The sequence below is a fragment of the Robertmurraya sp. DFI.2.37 genome (genome assembly GCF_029211245.1).
Taxonomy (GTDB): Bacteria; Bacillota; Bacilli; order Bacillales; family Cytobacillaceae; genus Robertmurraya; species Robertmurraya methanolica_A.
On the sequence record NZ_JARGEJ010000081.1, the window covers coordinates 1 to 14,894 of the forward strand.

Sequence of the window (14,894 nt, forward strand, 5' to 3'; positions counted from 1 at the left end):
TTTGCATGTGAAAAATGTGGGGGTGAAATGTATCCTGAGTATTATAAAGGGGTACATGGCATAGAGTACAAATTATCGGATATTCTCTAACCATGAAAAGGACCGGGCTATGCCCGGTTTTTCTTATGTTCTTGGTGCAAATTCATAATTACTTGTATCCTTCATTAGTGTAAGGCTCATTGAACATCGCCTAAAAATCTACACCAACGCATATATAACATACAGAAATAAAATGGAGGTGCTTATGGTGGAACAAAACGTAATTAAAGGCGGTGGTGCTTCGCAAGTAATTGAGGTCGCAACCTCGCAATTGACGGAGCACAGCATTCAGTCTGAGTTATCACCGAATATGAATGAAAAGGCTTGGCTAGTGTTTAAAGCAGGCATCGCAACTAACGGAATACTACAACCGATTGTAGCGACGAGGGGCTTTCGAGTTATCGATGGTAAACACCGGCTAAGAGCCGCGAAAGAGTTAGGTATCGAAAGTGTACGAGTTGTCTTTGAGGACATTCCCGAGGACGACATTGCAACGTATATTACGGAAACAAAGCTAGGTCGTGACGACTTAAAAAAAGGACAGAAGGCTGCGATCCTAATAAACCTATATTACGAAGACGAAAGAAAAAAAGCAGAAGAAAGAATGCGATTAGGCAAAGCGATAGACCCTACTGAAAAAATTCAGGGGGGTTCAGAAGGGGAAGTTGCGGAAATTATAGCGAGAAAAGTGGGAATTAGCTCTAGGAATGTGTATTTTCTTCTAGCAGTAAAACGCAACCGACAAGACCTATACGCGAAAGTATTCGACGGCTCATATTCAATCGGAAAGGCTCATGCGGAAATGAAACGTGACGAGCAACCGCAAGAACAGCCGCAGGAAAACCCGATAGAGTCTGAGAGAAAAAGAATAAAAGAATTAGCCGAGCACGAATCAAGCCTACCGCAAATTGACGAAAGCCGACCGGCTCACGAATTGAATAACCGTTTAGTCCAAATGCGTAAAAAGGCGCTTTCACTTACCGTTGAAGTGTTGGACGAAAGTGAAAAAATGAACGAAGCAAAACCTGAGGTCAAGGAAAGCGCAAGAAGTCAATTATTGACGTTAACAAGGTCGTGCGTATTAGCGCTTGGACAAACGGCAGACAGTGACGACGATGCAGAAGTATTAGCGGTGATAAATGAATTATTAAATAAACTAAGTGGAGGTAATTAATATGAAAAACATTAAAACTACTAAGCAAATCGTAGGTAAAAAGGTATTTTCCAATTTTGAAAAGATGGTTACTCGCGAACATTTTACGAAAGGATTACATTTAACTAGAATCGAAGCTGCTGCGGAGATTGTTGAAGAAATGCCGTTCGTAACTCTGCCTTTACGTGATAAAGGAATTATTCGAAAAGGAGAAGGTAACGCTCACTTACTTCACACGTTTAGACCAAATTTATGGGCGCAAGATTACGCACACGAAATTGGTGAATTAGGTAAAATGACTGTTACTACCGCGATAGAAAGAGCGAACGCATCGGTGGAGTATGTTCTGGAGACATCCGCAAGTATTAGTAGGACTTTAAAGAAAACAGGTACAAGTGACTATGATTTCTTTTTGGCTATGCGTGAAGCCGCTATGATTGAGTCGGCATATTACACACGACTAGGTGGTGGTGAGATGCCGGAGCAAGCACGAAAGAAGATTGACGTTGCGTTGATGCGCCGTGCTCTAAGAAACGAAAGTATGTTTAAGACTATACTTCGGCACGCAGGAGTATCGGAAATAGACGGATTAGCTTTATTACAATTCGCGGATGAAATAGATTTAACTGAAATTCTACAAGAGATATTGCGCCTTGACCCATACTTCAACCGAAGAATCGGGCAAGTTGAGTTATTCAATGAAATCAACTCCGAAGAAAGCATAAAACTTAATCATACGAAAACTGACCGTTTTGCAGAAGAGTTACTTTCCCGAATGGCGAAAAAACATCCTGCGCTATTCCGCAAGATTGCTAAAATGACAGGATTTGGAAATATCGCATAACGAAAGTCTAACGCATTAGGCAAGCGCTTGACATTCGAACATCAAAACGGGAGGTGCTAACGACACATGACGCAATCAAACGCATACATTCGCACAGGGCAGACCCGCACAGGATTCTCGCTCATGTTCCACGAACTATTCGACTTATACCATCCGTATATCGGCGACAAAGCAACGTTGTATTATCTGTATCTATTACGCTATCGAAATAACGACGTCGCAAGTTTCGACCAAGGCAAGGCGTGGAACGGACGGAGCAAGGTAACGGAAAAGTTTCAACTTTCATTCTCGACGCTGCCGATACTCGACGAAATCCTCGAAGCGAGCGGACTCGTCACGATTGAGCGCAAGCCTAGCGGTCGCGGTAAGGATAAAATTATTTACATCGTACATGACCCGTTAGAGCGCGCACAGTTTCGAGAACAAGAGACGCAAATTGCCGAAAGGTTGTGCGCAGTAATTGCGAAACAGGGCGGGTCAATCGGCAAGTTACTCGGAAAGGAGAAGGGCAGTAATCTATCGGCGTGAAGATTAGCTCTACGGTGGCGGAGATTTAACTCTACGCTAGCGTTAATGAAAAAGAATATATTAAAAAGAATTCTTTTAAAAAGAATAAATACATTGCGCCAATTCCATTTCATTGCATTGTCGCTGCGCTTTAATAGATTAATAACTTTTCGCGAAAAAGAAGCGTAGCGAGTACGAACGATAGTGAGTAGTCGCAATGTATTTAAATAAAAAGGAGGAATAAACGAATGAACAAAGTAACTTTACCACGCGAGGTTGCCGAGGTTTTAGGAGCAGTCAAAACGGAGTATTCTCTATTTAATATTATCGAATCTTTGCGTTATTACGGAAAAGGTCGTAAAAGCATATCGGACAGCAGACTCGAAAAATTGCATGATTGGTGCGAAGAGGACGAAACGACAAAACGCGAGGATTTGATAATAACCGCACTCGTTAACGGTTACGAAATCGAACAGTCGCCCGAAGATAAGCTGCGCGAGTTGTTTGATATGTCGAAATATCGACGTTCGATGCTACCGGATCCTTTAGACCGCGCTCTATATCGCGGGCAAGTAATCGGAATTATAAAAACGCTAAACATCCTCGGAATCAAAATCGAAGGCATCAACGCAGATTCCACGCCGAAGGAGGCTGACGAATAATGGCGTATCCTCGCAGCGAACAAGAAACGACGCTCGTATACGAAACGGAAACGAACGAATGGCGCGCATACTCGACCGTGCCGAAGCACATTCGCAAACTCCAATCGCTAGTCGACGTCGACGTTCTCGAAGTTGACGACAACGGAAGCCCAATCGCAGTCAAGGCGGTGCTGACCGATAAGCAAGTGGCGATGAAAAAAGAACGCGTGTATACGGAGGAACAGCGCAAAAGGATGGCGGAGCAAGCGCGGCATTTGCGCCCGAAAACGACGAGTACAGCCGAAGAAAAACGGATTGATTAATCGCGCTAGACTAATAGGTATCGGCGGGCAAACAACGGCTGAAATGCCGATAAATTCAAGCGAAAGGAAGGCGGTAAAAATGCGTACTTACGAGGAGAAGGAAGTAGTACTAACGAGGATGGAGCGGTTGCCGCTGTCGGTAACATGTAATAAATGCGGTAAGACTGCCGGTTTACAAGGCGAGGATTACGAACGCGAGTGGGGCGCTAATGAATTTCAGCGGTTTTCACTGCATTTTGGGTACGGGAGTCGTTACGACATGGAATCGTGGGGATTCGACTTATGTGAGGACTGCTTAACGGAACTAATTCGGACATTTAAACACGTTCCGGACGGATTTGGCCAAGACTGTCATCGCGCTAAGTATCCGCAGATAATGTTCGAAAAATGGAAAGAAACCGGCATTGTTGACTTAGAAGCAGGCATGACACCGGAGGAAATCGCAGAAGATGGCGGAAGTATTTACGTTGATATTGAGGAGGACGAGTAAATGGAACGATTAACTGACGCGGAATTACAAGCGATAAAGGAGCGCGCGGAAATGGCGTTAGATTCCGGACCAGGCAGCAGTGAGGACACACGTATGATGATAAGTGCGAGAAAGGACATACCTAAGTTACTAGCGGAGGTCGAGCGGTTGAAGGAAGAGCACGGGATTATGGTAGCCGCAAATAAGCGAATGTATGACGACCGTTATAAGTACAAGGACGCATTAGAAACGATATTGGAAGGCGATGCTGAAACATTATCGGACGTTATTAGAATCGCAAAGGCGGCGATTACACATGACCGAACGTAAACCACCAGCGAAGGCAAATCCGAGGGACTGGCGCAACCGCAAAACGACAGAATGGACGGTCGCAACATTCCAAGCGTACTTAAAGGACGAGCACGAACGACGCTACGGCATCGCCTACACAACGAGAAACTACGGCATTGAAGGACGCTGGCTCAAGACGATGCTAGCCGAACACGGGGCGGAAGTTTTGCGGGCGTTTATTGACGCTTGCTTCGCGGAGTATCGCCCGACGGCGCAGTACCCCGGACTCAACTTTGCGTTCATGTTTACGTATCAGCGGGCGCGAATATTGCCGAGAGTGTTGGCGGAGTTCAAGCGGGCGAAGGAGGCGAAAGAACGACGACAGGAAATGCAGATTGACGAAGACGAATTGTTCGATTGGCTTTAATTAAAAACGGGGAGGAATGCGGAATGGTAAACATAAATTTTTCGGAAATGAGTTACGACGAATTGGTATCGCATGTAGATGACGCAGTAACAGCGTTAAGACGACGCGCCTATTACGAAGGCTATCAGCAAGGTAAATTCGACGAACAAATGGGCGCCCTCATGACAACCACAGCGCAAGCCCAACGCGACGCAATCGTCGAGCAGGCGAAGCGCGATGTGGCGGAGTTGAAATCCGGCTATAACAACGCATTTTATAGAGTTAGAGGGATTTTCGGTTGCAATGCGAAATTTATCGTAAACGCGGAAAAGCGTACAGTTGTTGTACTACTTCTAGGTGTAGGTTCAGGTAAAGTTCGCGCAAAAGGAATCGCCAAGTGTGCGCCGACCGATTGCTTTAACGCTCACATAGGCAAGGCAATTGCGCTTCGCCGTGCGCTAGGACTCGCAGTGCCTGCGGAATATTTAAACGCGCCACAGCCGACGGAGGTGCGTGAGGGCGACGTAATTGACGTGCTGTCATACGACACTATCTCCGTAAAAACGAAAAGCGGCAGAACCGGAGAGATAGCGGTTGGCTCTGAGCGTAATTTTATCGAGAAGGGTTATGGAAAGGTCGTCGATGATACGCGTGAGTAGATTCGAGAAATATGCCGATTTAGAACATACTATTAAACTATCGAAAGTTAGGTGATATACTAACCTCAAATAATTCGAAAAGAGGTTTTAGACATGTTCACAAACGCAGACGCAGGGAGAATATTACAAAGAGTAAGAAAGGATGCAGGGTACACGCAAGCTGATGTTGCCGAGTTATTTAATTACGATACAAGTGTGATAAGCAAGCTGGAAAATGCGAAGATGTCAGTCATGTTTAACTTATATATGGACTGGCTTAAGGAGTTCGGCAGAGATGATATTTTGGCTCTAACTATCATGGGTGTTCCGGCAGACACCGTACTAAAAGTATGCTTTACCGAAGAGTACAAGGAAAAACTTGAGCATATTAAGAGTCAGCCGCCAAGCCCTGAGGCAATCGAAAGGCTAAACAAATTGCGGAAGAAATACGGATTTGTCGACTAGCAACAATAAAACGGAGGTGACGCCGAATGGCAAGCGTAAAAGGACTAACGACATGTACGATGGAATTTCACCATACAAGAGGCGGAAGGTGACTGCGAATTGGAAAATGCGGTCGAGAAAATCGAGGAAATCGTCGTCAACGGAACGTACACACTCCGAACGTACTATAAAACGCGAAACGAAATCGACGATATTTTCGGATTTTGGGCGGAGGAATCAGAATGACAATCGTACAAGCCATACGAAATCTAACCGAAGGCAACTCATCCGCAATCGTTAGCGCAGTAGGCAGGCGTTATACGACTGCGGAATTACAGCCGAAAATGATAGGCGAGCAGGCTTGCGTGTTTAATCGCGCAGGCATGACGGAAACCGAACGGAAAGGGGCGTGGCGTGTTGTTCCGCAAATGGAAAGAGAGTGACTCTCGAAAACTGCGTGCGTTAGAAAAAGAGTTCGAACTAATAAAAACCGATCACCAACTACTACGAGCAGAGATTCGCTCATTGAGGCGTAAGTTGAACGAAAAAGAAATAACGCACACTCAGCGGATTAAAGTAGAAGTAATTAAGCCAGTCGATTACGACGGGTGGTTACCGTAAGGGAGGCGATATGATGACGAACACACACGAAAATACTCATGCGCAGCACTGCATACTATCGGCGCAATGTAAACTCGCAAACTCACCGTCATGCAATCGCACGTGTTCGCACTTTATCGGCATGCACGGAATGACCGGCAAGTCGGGACGCGCGGGGCTCGCCAATGTGCCGGCTGATTATCGGCTGACCACGGCAGTAAATTCGCCAGCGCGCGCGAGTCAGACGGAGGCTTATCGATTAATCGACGCTTATATTGCGACATTTGAACGACAATTCTCGGAAAACTCGGGACGAATTAAGTCGCTGTACCTTTGGTCTGCATCACCAGGCACCGGCAAAACTACGACGGCAAGCGCCGTGCTAAACGAGTGGTTAATCGCACATTATATCGGCAGTATCAAGCGTGGCAAGCAACCGATGCAGCAGCCGGCGTATTTTTTGGACGTAAATAACTGGCAGACGTTGTTTCTCGGCTTTAACCGCAGCAATGTTCCGCAGGACATCGCCGAGCAGTATAGCCGTCCGTATTACCAAGCGATGGAGCGCGCGAAGCTTGCGCCGTTCGCTGTTCTCGACGATATTGGTGTGCGCGGTGCGAGTGACGCATTTAGGGGCGATTTGCATACGATTATTAACTACCGCACGGCTAACGGACTGCCGACCGTGTATACTTCGAATCTAGCAATCGAGGATATGGCGCAAGTGTTTGACGCAAGGCTATACGATAGGATGCGAGATATGTGTGCTACGATTGAATTCGAAGGTAAAAGTAGGAGGGGAATGCGGAAATGAGTCGAGACGAATTAAAGGAGAAACTTACGGCAGACGGTTACGAAGTTGCTAACGTTGTTAGCGTATGGTCAAACGGCTCGAAAATTCGTAGATACTCAGGTCAGGGTGAAGGTAGCGTTTGGCATAATCCTAAAGATGGCTATCGTAAAATGTACGCAGTTTTAATCGAGGATAAGGAGGCGACCGAATGAAACCGATAAACCCGAAATTTGCGTTCGGCGACCGCGTCTATGTTGCCGGCTATTTTCCTCGCGTGTTCCAGGTCGACGGCTACCGACGCGAAGATTACGCATACCCCGACGAGCAATGGACGGAGTTAGTTTACGAGTTGCACGACGTCGTAACTGCGGAATGGCTCGAGGCGGATGAGAGCGACTTGACGCCGGCGGGAGAGCAGGCGTTTGATGCGACCGATTTAATCGTCGGAATAGATTTCGCGACGTTTTATAGTTTCGGGCAACCGCGCAAGCCGACCGCAAGGGAATTGGCGGAAAGACGCAAGACCGAGCGGAAGGAGCGCGCCGAGCAAATCGATAACTTGCTAGATATGCGCGAGTGGTACCGGAAGGCGTTGGAGCGAACGAATGACGAAGCGTATGGTGAGCGGATAATGGCGATAGATGCGGAGTTGCGGAAGTTAACACAAGAGTAAGGAAGTGAATTAAAATGTTTAATTATTTCAAACGACTTATGTGTAAATATAAAGGTCACAATTGGGAGACTTACACTGTAAGTATGGGATATTGGAGCTATGACGTTGAACAAGCTGGATATTGTAAACGATGCGGATATGATACGCATGGAAAATATGAACCGAATTTAAACAGGGAGGTTCCTAAATGTCCAAAAAAATGAAAGAAATTTATCGTACTTATGCTGACACTGAGGTTTCGGTATTAGCAACGAGCATTCAGTGTCCATATTGCGGAATGGAATGGCAAGAAGATGATATGAGTGAATGCGGAAGGACTTATGAAATCACTTGCGATGATGAATGGGAATACGGTTGTGGTAAAACGTTCAAAATGCACTTTGACGCATCATAATAAGCAATATGTTTCGTTCCAGAAATATGAAGCGACATAAAAAAGGAGGAATTTTATATGAAATTAAGAGATGCAACAGCAATTGTAATTATGGATGCTTTAAATGACAACAACGGAAACATTGGATACGAAGATGTAGCTTTAATGAGTAAGGCTAGAAAGACAGCTCTTACAATGAAATTAATGGAGTCTGATGAATTTTTAGATCGTCTTACAGATGCGATTGAAAGTACAATTTTGGAGCATTTGGAAAACTATGCTGAAGAATACGGAATTGGAGAGTAATGTCTCTTTCCGAGTCTTTAGCGAAACAAAATGATAGAAAAGTAAAGCAAAGGAGGTCGAACGCATGCACGAAGCGCAACTATTATTCTCGAAAGTTATCGATTCAAACGACGTCGCCGCGCTAACTCGTTTCGGCATCACCGAGCGCATGCTACCGACGGAAGGCGATAGACAGGTCTTTCGCTTCATTAATGACTATGCAACGCAGAATCGCGGGCAGGCGCCATCATACGCAACAGTAGCAGCGGAATGTCCCGACTTCGTTTATTCGCCACAGGTCGGCGACAGCTACGAATATTTGACGCGTAAGGTTAAGGAACAATCGGCGATGCTCGAATTCGTAAAATTGGCGGAAAATGGGCTTCCGCAAAAATTCGACGAACTCGGGCGCAAAGATATATTTTCGCTATTCGACTGGTTGCAATCCGAAGTAGAATCGATTAAAATAAGAACAAACGTTCGTGAGACACTCGGAACAGATTTGCGAACAGTTGGCGAAAAGTTTATGAGCGAATATGACCGACGCAAAGCCGGCGAATCGTTCCGCCTATGGAAATCGAAGTTCGACTTCATTAACCGGTCAGTCGGCGGCTACGTGTCGTCGAACGTGTACACAGTTTACGGCAAGTCAGGGCGTGGCAAGTCGGTTGTTACGCTCGAGGAAGCGCTCGAAGCCGCAACGCAAGGGGCGAACGTGCTTATTTGGGCGATGGAAATGGGATGGTTCGAGGTGTGGGTGCGCATATTCGTCAGCCTAAGCGGAAGGCAAGGCGTAACTACTGCGAACACTCACGGCATGGACTTGTCGGCAGGCTTCGACTCGAGCGAGGTTCGTTACGGTAAGCTAACGCCTGAGTTCGAAACAGCGTTCCGATTCTTCGTCGACACCATTAACGAGCAAATCCCCGGCAATATTACGGTGCGAGCGGTAGACGACGAGGACTTTAACAATCGCACACTGCGCCAACTTGAAGCGGACATCCTTGCGACAAAAGCGGACGTCGTCGTGCTAGACCCGTTTTATTACCTCGATTATGAGCGCAATACGAGCAAGACGGCGGGCGGCGACGCGGCTGAAACCTCGAAAAAGTTGCGGCACCTTGCAGGACGGACGCAGACCGTTATCTTTGCGATTACACAGGCGGACGAAGGTAAGCAAACGGAGGACGAGGAAGGAAACCGCGAACTACAAATACCGGCGCGCGAGGACGTTAAGAAAACGAAGCAACTGCTCGAGGATGCGTATCTGCTTATCGGAATCGATACCGACTACAAACAAGGGCGCGGGCTTATCGGCTTGAACAAAGGGCGCGATGGCGGCGAGGGCGAAGTCGGCGAAATTTTATACATTCCGAGTGTGGGCGTTGTGCGCGAGTTGGAAACGGGCGAAGCAGTAGCGAGTCATTTCGACTTTTAATATGATAAGAGAGGCGGTGGCGAGAATGATAGGCGGACAGATAAAAAAGTTCCGTATGGCGGCGGGCTTAACACAACAAGAGCTTGCTCGCCTTACCGGATATTCACAGCAAAGAATAAGTAAATACGAAAAGACCGGAAACATCGATTATAAGTCGTTGTGTCATATATGCGACGTGCTTGGATTGGAGATAACGCTTACAACTAAAATGGCGGGAGGCGAGCGCATGTATGACGACAATCAAAATACGCAATCAGTCGGTTGATGTCGACATTCGCGAAGAACTCGAGCAATTTGACTGGACAAGGCCGCGTTGGACAAGCGGTAAATTAATCGCGGCTAGTCCGTTCCGTTACGATAATACGCCATCCTTTTTCGTCAATCTCGAAGGCATGTACGCAGGAACGTGGGCGGACAGCGGGGCGTACGACGAGGAATGGGCGAAAGGTGGATTCGTTAAGTTGCTCGCGTTTTTACGGAACGAAACGTACGAAGAAGCCGAGGACTATTTGCTCGAGTTATACGGACGAGACTTCGATAATGGCGACAAGATTACGCTAAGAATGCCGAAACTTAAGGCGAGGGACACACGGGCGATTGAATTATCGCCGACCCTCCTTGCCGTCTATTCGGAAGATTATTCGTATTTGGCAGGTCGCGGCATCATCGAAAATGTACAACGGTTAGCGGGCATACGATATGACTCGAAAAGCCGAGCGGTTGTAATCCCGTGGTTTGACGCAAATGGACGATTACGTAACGTTAAATATCGAACTGTATACGGAAAGACGTTTTGGTATCACCGTGGCGCAACGCCAGTACGTGAGTTAGTTTACGGAATCGATAGCGTTTGGAACAATTCGGCGGAGGTGGCGGTGCTGGAAGAAGCGGAAATTGATGCGCTATGCTGGCGAACAGTTGGCGCGTATGGGATTGCAGTGGGCGGCGCTACGTTTACAAATAAACAAGCGGACATTATCAAGCGTTCGCCAATTAAAACGCTATATATTTCGGGGGATAACGATAAGGCGGGTCATAAATTCGCTTCGCAAGCATTCGACAAATTACGGAGGTACGTCGATATACGAAAAATCGATAAGCCGCAAGGGATTAAGGATACGAACGAGGCGCTGATGAAAGGGGAAAATATCCAAGATTTTCTTGATTCGTCGATAAATGTCGACAAATTATGCGTCAATATTACAAATATTACGATATAATTTATTTATATTGGGGTGTTTTTATACCCCGCGTCCGCAGGTGACCTCCATAGACCACCTGCGACCGACGCTAGTTACGTCTATATTCGTATAAATCATCAATTTTACAATTTAACACGATTGCGAGTTTAGCTGCTGTTAAAATATTCATCTTAGTTTTGTTAGTCTCGTAGTTGCCTATTGCTTTATGGTCAATATTAACGAGTGCCCCTAAATCTCTCTGTGACAGTCCTTGCGCTTTACGTCGGTCGCGAAGTTTACATATAACGATAACGTCCAATGTAATACCTCCAACGGAGAGCGCCCATATTTTACTTTTTCTTAATTGCAACAACTTTTTCTATTGGAACATTGAGATATAAACAAATTTTTTCTATTGTACCAAGAGAAACATGCTGATTCTTGCGAAATTTCGCTGTAACCGAAGAACTGAGCCTAACAGCATTTTCAATTTCTATTAAAGATGTTTCTTTTTCTTCAATAGTTTTAAATAACGGTTCATATGAAATCATAAAAACACCTCACTTTTACCTTTACAAAAATAAAGGTTAATAGTATTATTAAATATAACAAAATTATACAACATTCCCAACATTTTCGAAAATTATTTTATATTTTTAATATAGTTGGTGCAAAATGTCAAAGCGTTGTATCCTACTTTAGTAGTTAAATAAAAAGGAGGTTAAGTAGATTTGAAGAATAAAAACTTAATATTTATTGAGGAGGCTATGAAGCACCCAGAAGTTGTGAGGCTAGTTTCAGAAGCTTCCGAAAGGATTTGGTACAAACTGAACGATGTTACCTCATTCGAGCATACATGTTACAGAAACATCGGAATTGCGTTGAAAACTTATGACTATATGTCGTTAATAGGTTTGGCTACAAGGATAATTCGAAGAGCGGAAGCTTGGCATATTAAGAATCGAGGGGCTACCCAAACGATTTCTATTCAATCTTTGGCAGAGGATGGTGGAGATAATGGACAAGCCTACGAGGTGGCGGATTCCACCGAGGATATAGAATCCAAAGTATTGAATAAAATTAGACAAAAAGAAATCGTCACCAAGATTTCTCAAGGTGACGAAAGAAAAAAAGTAATCTTGAATCTTTGGTATACCGGATACATAAATGACTCTGAACTTTCCGTAGTTTTGGCAGAACGTTTCGGAAATAAAACATCAGGTCATAGAAGGTTTATCCAAAGGTTCAAGGTAGAGTGTCAAAGAAAGTTGGCAGCTATCTGACACTCAGAGTAATTATAACACATCCCCATTAAAAAATTGGCATTAAAAATGGAGAGTATGGTTCAGAGTGAAAGGCGCTTAGGCATTACGTCTTTCACTCTGAATATCGAAACACCTATAAAAGATAGGTTTGTTTGAGTGCGTCTATTTGTTGTTACTTCATATCTTATTATAGCCAAACAACCTAACGTTGTAAACAAGTTTGAACAAAATTATTTACCATATTAAGAACGGTTTACACTACGAGGAGGTTATTAATATGAAAAAACGCCGTCGTATCAATACTTGCGACATACTTACGAAATTAACGAAAGTAAACGACGAATTAAAATTTCGTTCTTTAGACATATATGATTCCACGGAAGACCGCGCCGATTACATAAAAGTCGGTCCGATAAAGGCGGTGCGTCTCGGATGACAGTTTCGGTAACAAAGCACGCAATGGAACGGGCAGCAGAACGTTTTAATGTGCGCTTGAACGCTGCGGAGGATTGGATTAAAGCGCGCTTTCGAGGCGCAAAGTTTATCTCGGATATTATAGCGGACAATGGCGACGGTGTACGGCGCTTGTTCGTCAACGATGGCGTCATGTTCATTCTCGCGGAATGTTCCGACAAAATCATTACGGTCGCTAAGCCGTATAAACATTCCGTTGCCGATAAGGTTCGGAAAACGGTTCAGCGCGAACTTGATAAAGCAAGGCGCCAGGCACGCAAGGTCGAACGTATAAACTCGATTAAGATTGCGGAACTGGAACTCGTTGTTGCTAATCGGAAATTGAATCAATTAAAGGCGCGCAGTCCGAAAGTTAAGGCGATTATTCAAGGTCAAATAGACGAATTAATGACGCAAATAGACGCATTGCATGGCGAAATAATCGAAGCCAAGCGAGAAATGACTCGCACGGCGCAAGGAGTTGCGGCTTTTCTATGACGGAGGTAATCGGAATCTATTCGTTTCTAATGTGCGCCTATATCATCGGCGCGGCGTGGAAGGCGAGCGGCGAATAAGCCGGCGCCGGCGTCCGTCGGAGGTTATTGAGGCAGTCGTTAAGTAATTCGGTCGCCACATTACGCTAATAACGCTGATATGGTTTCGACTTGCTATTCGATAACTTGCGACGGGCGTGGGACGCCATGCTCGCGAAAAACCCGTACGGCGGAGTTGTGGTTGAGTCCGTACCTATTGAAACGCTGGCAGTGCGCCACAACGCACGCCGCGAAGGGTTTGGACGTCCGGATTTGCTGAGCGGACTGACGGGCAAGGCGGTCAGCCTGCGTCGGCTAGCGTTGTCAATACGGAAGGTTCGGGGAACTGGCCCCGGACGCCTGCCTGCGTGCCACGCGGGTGGGAAAGACGTATTGAGGGCGCTAGCGGGCGCGGGAACTAAGGTAATGCGTCATTGCCGAGTATGCTTCGCTACCATTTTGCGAAGCTGAAACGCAAGGGCATCGCGAGCATTACCGACGATGTATTGACGCAATAATGGGCGTAATCCCCTAGCGCAGTACGTACCGATACATCCTGTCCGGCGCTCGACAAATTAGCCGAAAATAAAAGGAGGAAAACGGATGAGTCAATATCAAAGCGGAGCAGATGCGCTAAACACGCTCAACGACACAAACGAAGGCGGGGGCGGGGCAAAAACGGAATTTACTTCGTTCAAAAGCGGTAGTTCGTTCATGGTCAAGGTGCTAGGCACAGCCGACTTAATTTCGTTCTACAGCTACGGTATTTACAAGCAAGTCAACTCGTTCGTGGCGGCGAACCCGTCGAAGAAATCGGCGAAAGGCTTTCCGGTCGAAAATTTGACGCCGTGGGACAAAGCGTGGAAATATCACAAGGACTTGTCGGAAGATTTCAGCGACCACCACGGGCAAGAAGCGGGCAAGTATCGCGCCAAGCAACGATTCGCAATGGGATTTTTCGACTTAACGAGCGGCGAGCCGATTATTGTTGACGTGTCAAAGGCGCAGGCACAGGCGATTCATGCGGTCATTAAGAAGTTCGAAAAGAAACTCGGCAAGGTGGCGTTCGAGTTATCGAAGTCGGGTAGCGGAACGACTACAACGGTCAGCCTAACGCCTGTTATCGATATGGACGACGAGTTAACGCCGGAACAACGCGCTAACTTCGATAAAGCGCCGGACGTGTTCGACATGTCGCTGTTTGACGGACTGCTTTACGAAGCAGACGAGAAGGAGCAAATCGAGTTATTGGTAAAGGCGGGCTTTGACGTGTCGTTAATCGGACTAAGCGCAGGCGAGCCGGCGCAAGCGGACGAAGACCCTACGAGACAATTCTAACGGAGGTGGGCGAATGAAATACGTTAACTATTTTTTCGCAATTTATTGGGCGGTGTTATTTGCGCTATTTGTTGCGGGCATATTCGAGCCGGACGCAGTCACGATTGGCTGTGCGCTACTTTTATCGGCGTTGAATTTCGTCAACATGAACAGCGTATTGGAGGCGAGATAATTGGCACATATCACAGAAATAGTCGGTAAATACTC

At 46.0% G+C, this 14,894-nt stretch carries 28 protein-coding genes; 26 read left to right on the top strand and 2 right to left on the bottom strand.

Annotated elements, in window-relative coordinates; all coding sequences use genetic code 11:
- The first annotated feature begins 244 nt into the window (after nt 1–244).
- From PZE06_RS23760 to PZE06_RS23860, 21 genes are all read left to right on the top strand, one after another.
- The gene (locus tag PZE06_RS23760; RefSeq protein ID WP_275792071.1) at nt 245–1,213 is read left to right on the top strand and encodes a ParB/RepB/Spo0J family partition protein; all 969 of its coding nucleotides are present in this window, start codon (nt 245–247) and stop codon (nt 1,211–1,213) included.
- A 1-nt stretch (nt 1,214) separates the two neighbouring features.
- Nucleotides 1,215–2,036, top strand: a complete 822-nt coding sequence (locus tag PZE06_RS23765) for a hypothetical protein (RefSeq protein WP_151026173.1) — start codon at nt 1,215–1,217, stop codon at nt 2,034–2,036.
- A 66-nt stretch (nt 2,037–2,102) separates the two neighbouring features.
- A complete protein-coding gene (locus PZE06_RS23770) occupies nt 2,103–2,564 on the top strand; it encodes a hypothetical protein (protein WP_151026172.1) in 462 nt (153 codons plus the stop codon).
- A 227-nt stretch (nt 2,565–2,791) separates the two neighbouring features.
- Nucleotides 2,792–3,205: a DUF1642 domain-containing protein gene (locus PZE06_RS23775; protein ID WP_151026171.1), complete on the top strand. Its 414-nt coding sequence runs from the start codon at nt 2,792–2,794 to the stop codon at nt 3,203–3,205.
- Nucleotides 3,205–3,507: a hypothetical protein gene (locus PZE06_RS23780; protein ID WP_151026170.1), complete on the top strand. Its 303-nt coding sequence runs from the start codon at nt 3,205–3,207 to the stop codon at nt 3,505–3,507. Before PZE06_RS23775 ends, PZE06_RS23780 begins: the two co-directional genes overlap by 1 nt.
- Nucleotides 3,500–3,997, top strand: coding sequence for a hypothetical protein (locus tag PZE06_RS23785; RefSeq protein ID WP_151026169.1), 498 nt, complete (start codon nt 3,500–3,502; stop codon nt 3,995–3,997). The genes PZE06_RS23780 and PZE06_RS23785 overlap by 8 nt, the downstream gene beginning before the upstream one ends.
- Complete coding sequence (locus tag PZE06_RS23790) at nt 3,998–4,306, top strand: hypothetical protein (protein ID WP_151026168.1); 309 nt, start codon at nt 3,998–4,000, stop codon at nt 4,304–4,306.
- Nucleotides 4,293–4,694 (top strand): hypothetical protein, encoded by a 402-nt coding sequence (locus tag PZE06_RS23795; protein ID WP_151026167.1) that lies wholly within the window; start codon nt 4,293–4,295, stop codon nt 4,692–4,694. Before PZE06_RS23790 ends, PZE06_RS23795 begins: the two co-directional genes overlap by 14 nt.
- A 23-nt stretch (nt 4,695–4,717) precedes the next feature.
- Nucleotides 4,718–5,332: a hypothetical protein gene (locus tag PZE06_RS23800; protein ID WP_151026166.1), complete on the top strand. Its 615-nt coding sequence runs from the start codon at nt 4,718–4,720 to the stop codon at nt 5,330–5,332.
- Nucleotides 5,333–5,425: 93 nt separating this feature from the next.
- Nucleotides 5,426–5,776 (top strand): helix-turn-helix domain-containing protein, encoded by a 351-nt coding sequence (locus PZE06_RS23805; RefSeq protein ID WP_151026165.1) that lies wholly within the window; start codon nt 5,426–5,428, stop codon nt 5,774–5,776.
- 99 nt (nt 5,777–5,875) lie between these two features.
- Nucleotides 5,876–6,001, top strand: a complete 126-nt coding sequence (locus PZE06_RS23810) for a hypothetical protein (protein WP_263641581.1) — start codon at nt 5,876–5,878, stop codon at nt 5,999–6,001.
- Complete coding sequence (locus tag PZE06_RS23815) at nt 5,998–6,198, top strand: hypothetical protein (RefSeq protein ID WP_275792072.1); 201 nt, start codon at nt 5,998–6,000, stop codon at nt 6,196–6,198. The genes PZE06_RS23810 and PZE06_RS23815 overlap by 4 nt, the downstream gene beginning before the upstream one ends.
- Nucleotides 6,173–6,376, top strand: a complete 204-nt coding sequence (locus PZE06_RS23820; protein ID WP_151026163.1) for a hypothetical protein — start codon at nt 6,173–6,175, stop codon at nt 6,374–6,376. Before PZE06_RS23815 ends, PZE06_RS23820 begins: the two co-directional genes overlap by 26 nt.
- Nucleotides 6,377–6,389: 13 nt before the next feature.
- Entirely contained in the window at nt 6,390–7,169 is a 780-nt protein-coding gene (locus PZE06_RS23825; RefSeq protein ID WP_151026162.1) for a P-loop NTPase family protein, read from the top strand.
- A complete protein-coding gene (locus PZE06_RS23830; RefSeq protein WP_151026161.1) occupies nt 7,166–7,360 on the top strand; it encodes a hypothetical protein in 195 nt (64 codons plus the stop codon). Before PZE06_RS23825 ends, PZE06_RS23830 begins: the two co-directional genes overlap by 4 nt.
- Complete coding sequence (locus PZE06_RS23835) at nt 7,357–7,821, top strand: hypothetical protein (protein ID WP_151026160.1); 465 nt, start codon at nt 7,357–7,359, stop codon at nt 7,819–7,821. Before PZE06_RS23830 ends, PZE06_RS23835 begins: the two co-directional genes overlap by 4 nt.
- Before the next feature lie 187 nt (nt 7,822–8,008).
- Entirely contained in the window at nt 8,009–8,215 is a 207-nt protein-coding gene (locus tag PZE06_RS23840) for a hypothetical protein (RefSeq protein WP_151026158.1), read from the top strand.
- Nucleotides 8,216–8,272: 57 nt separating this feature from the next.
- Entirely contained in the window at nt 8,273–8,500 is a 228-nt protein-coding gene (locus PZE06_RS23845; protein ID WP_151026157.1) for a hypothetical protein, read from the top strand.
- A 64-nt stretch (nt 8,501–8,564) separates the two neighbouring features.
- Nucleotides 8,565–9,917, top strand: a complete 1,353-nt coding sequence (locus PZE06_RS23850) for an AAA family ATPase (RefSeq protein WP_151026156.1) — start codon at nt 8,565–8,567, stop codon at nt 9,915–9,917.
- A 25-nt stretch (nt 9,918–9,942) separates the two neighbouring features.
- Nucleotides 9,943–10,182 carry a helix-turn-helix domain-containing protein gene (locus tag PZE06_RS23855; RefSeq protein ID WP_225310808.1) on the top strand — a complete coding sequence of 80 codons (240 nt, stop codon included), beginning with the start codon at nt 9,943–9,945 and terminating at the stop codon, nt 10,180–10,182.
- Between the two features lie 127 nt (nt 10,183–10,309).
- The gene (locus tag PZE06_RS23860) at nt 10,310–11,137 is read left to right on the top strand and encodes a toprim domain-containing protein (RefSeq protein WP_275792073.1); all 828 of its coding nucleotides are present in this window, start codon (nt 10,310–10,312) and stop codon (nt 11,135–11,137) included.
- 70 nt (nt 11,138–11,207) lie between these two features.
- On the opposite strand, the gene PZE06_RS23865 is transcribed toward PZE06_RS23860, so the two are convergent.
- Nucleotides 11,208–11,417: a helix-turn-helix transcriptional regulator gene (locus tag PZE06_RS23865; protein ID WP_191963582.1), complete on the bottom strand. Its 210-nt coding sequence runs from the start codon at nt 11,415–11,417 to the stop codon at nt 11,208–11,210.
- A gap of 31 nt (nt 11,418–11,448) precedes the next feature.
- Nucleotides 11,449–11,649 (bottom strand): helix-turn-helix domain-containing protein, encoded by a 201-nt coding sequence (locus tag PZE06_RS23870; RefSeq protein WP_151026152.1) that lies wholly within the window; start codon nt 11,647–11,649, stop codon nt 11,449–11,451.
- A gap of 180 nt (nt 11,650–11,829) precedes the next feature.
- Between PZE06_RS23870 and PZE06_RS23875 the strand changes: the two genes are divergently transcribed.
- The 5 genes from PZE06_RS23875 to PZE06_RS23895 all read left to right on the top strand — a co-directional run bounded on the left by PZE06_RS23875 (nt 11,830) and on the right by PZE06_RS23895 (nt 14,859).
- Nucleotides 11,830–12,381, top strand: a complete 552-nt coding sequence (locus PZE06_RS23875; protein ID WP_151026151.1) for a hypothetical protein — start codon at nt 11,830–11,832, stop codon at nt 12,379–12,381.
- A 259-nt stretch (nt 12,382–12,640) separates the two neighbouring features.
- Nucleotides 12,641–12,799 carry a hypothetical protein gene (locus PZE06_RS23880; RefSeq protein WP_191963581.1) on the top strand — a complete coding sequence of 53 codons (159 nt, stop codon included), beginning with the start codon at nt 12,641–12,643 and terminating at the stop codon, nt 12,797–12,799.
- Nucleotides 12,796–13,314 carry a hypothetical protein gene (locus tag PZE06_RS23885; RefSeq protein ID WP_191963580.1) on the top strand — a complete coding sequence of 173 codons (519 nt, stop codon included), beginning with the start codon at nt 12,796–12,798 and terminating at the stop codon, nt 13,312–13,314. The genes PZE06_RS23880 and PZE06_RS23885 overlap by 4 nt, the downstream gene beginning before the upstream one ends.
- A gap of 638 nt (nt 13,315–13,952) precedes the next feature.
- Nucleotides 13,953–14,687, top strand: coding sequence for a hypothetical protein (locus tag PZE06_RS23890; RefSeq protein ID WP_275792074.1), 735 nt, complete (start codon nt 13,953–13,955; stop codon nt 14,685–14,687).
- A 13-nt stretch (nt 14,688–14,700) separates the two neighbouring features.
- Nucleotides 14,701–14,859: a hypothetical protein gene (locus PZE06_RS23895; protein ID WP_275792075.1), complete on the top strand. Its 159-nt coding sequence runs from the start codon at nt 14,701–14,703 to the stop codon at nt 14,857–14,859.
- Nucleotides 14,860–14,894: the final 35 nt, after the last annotated feature.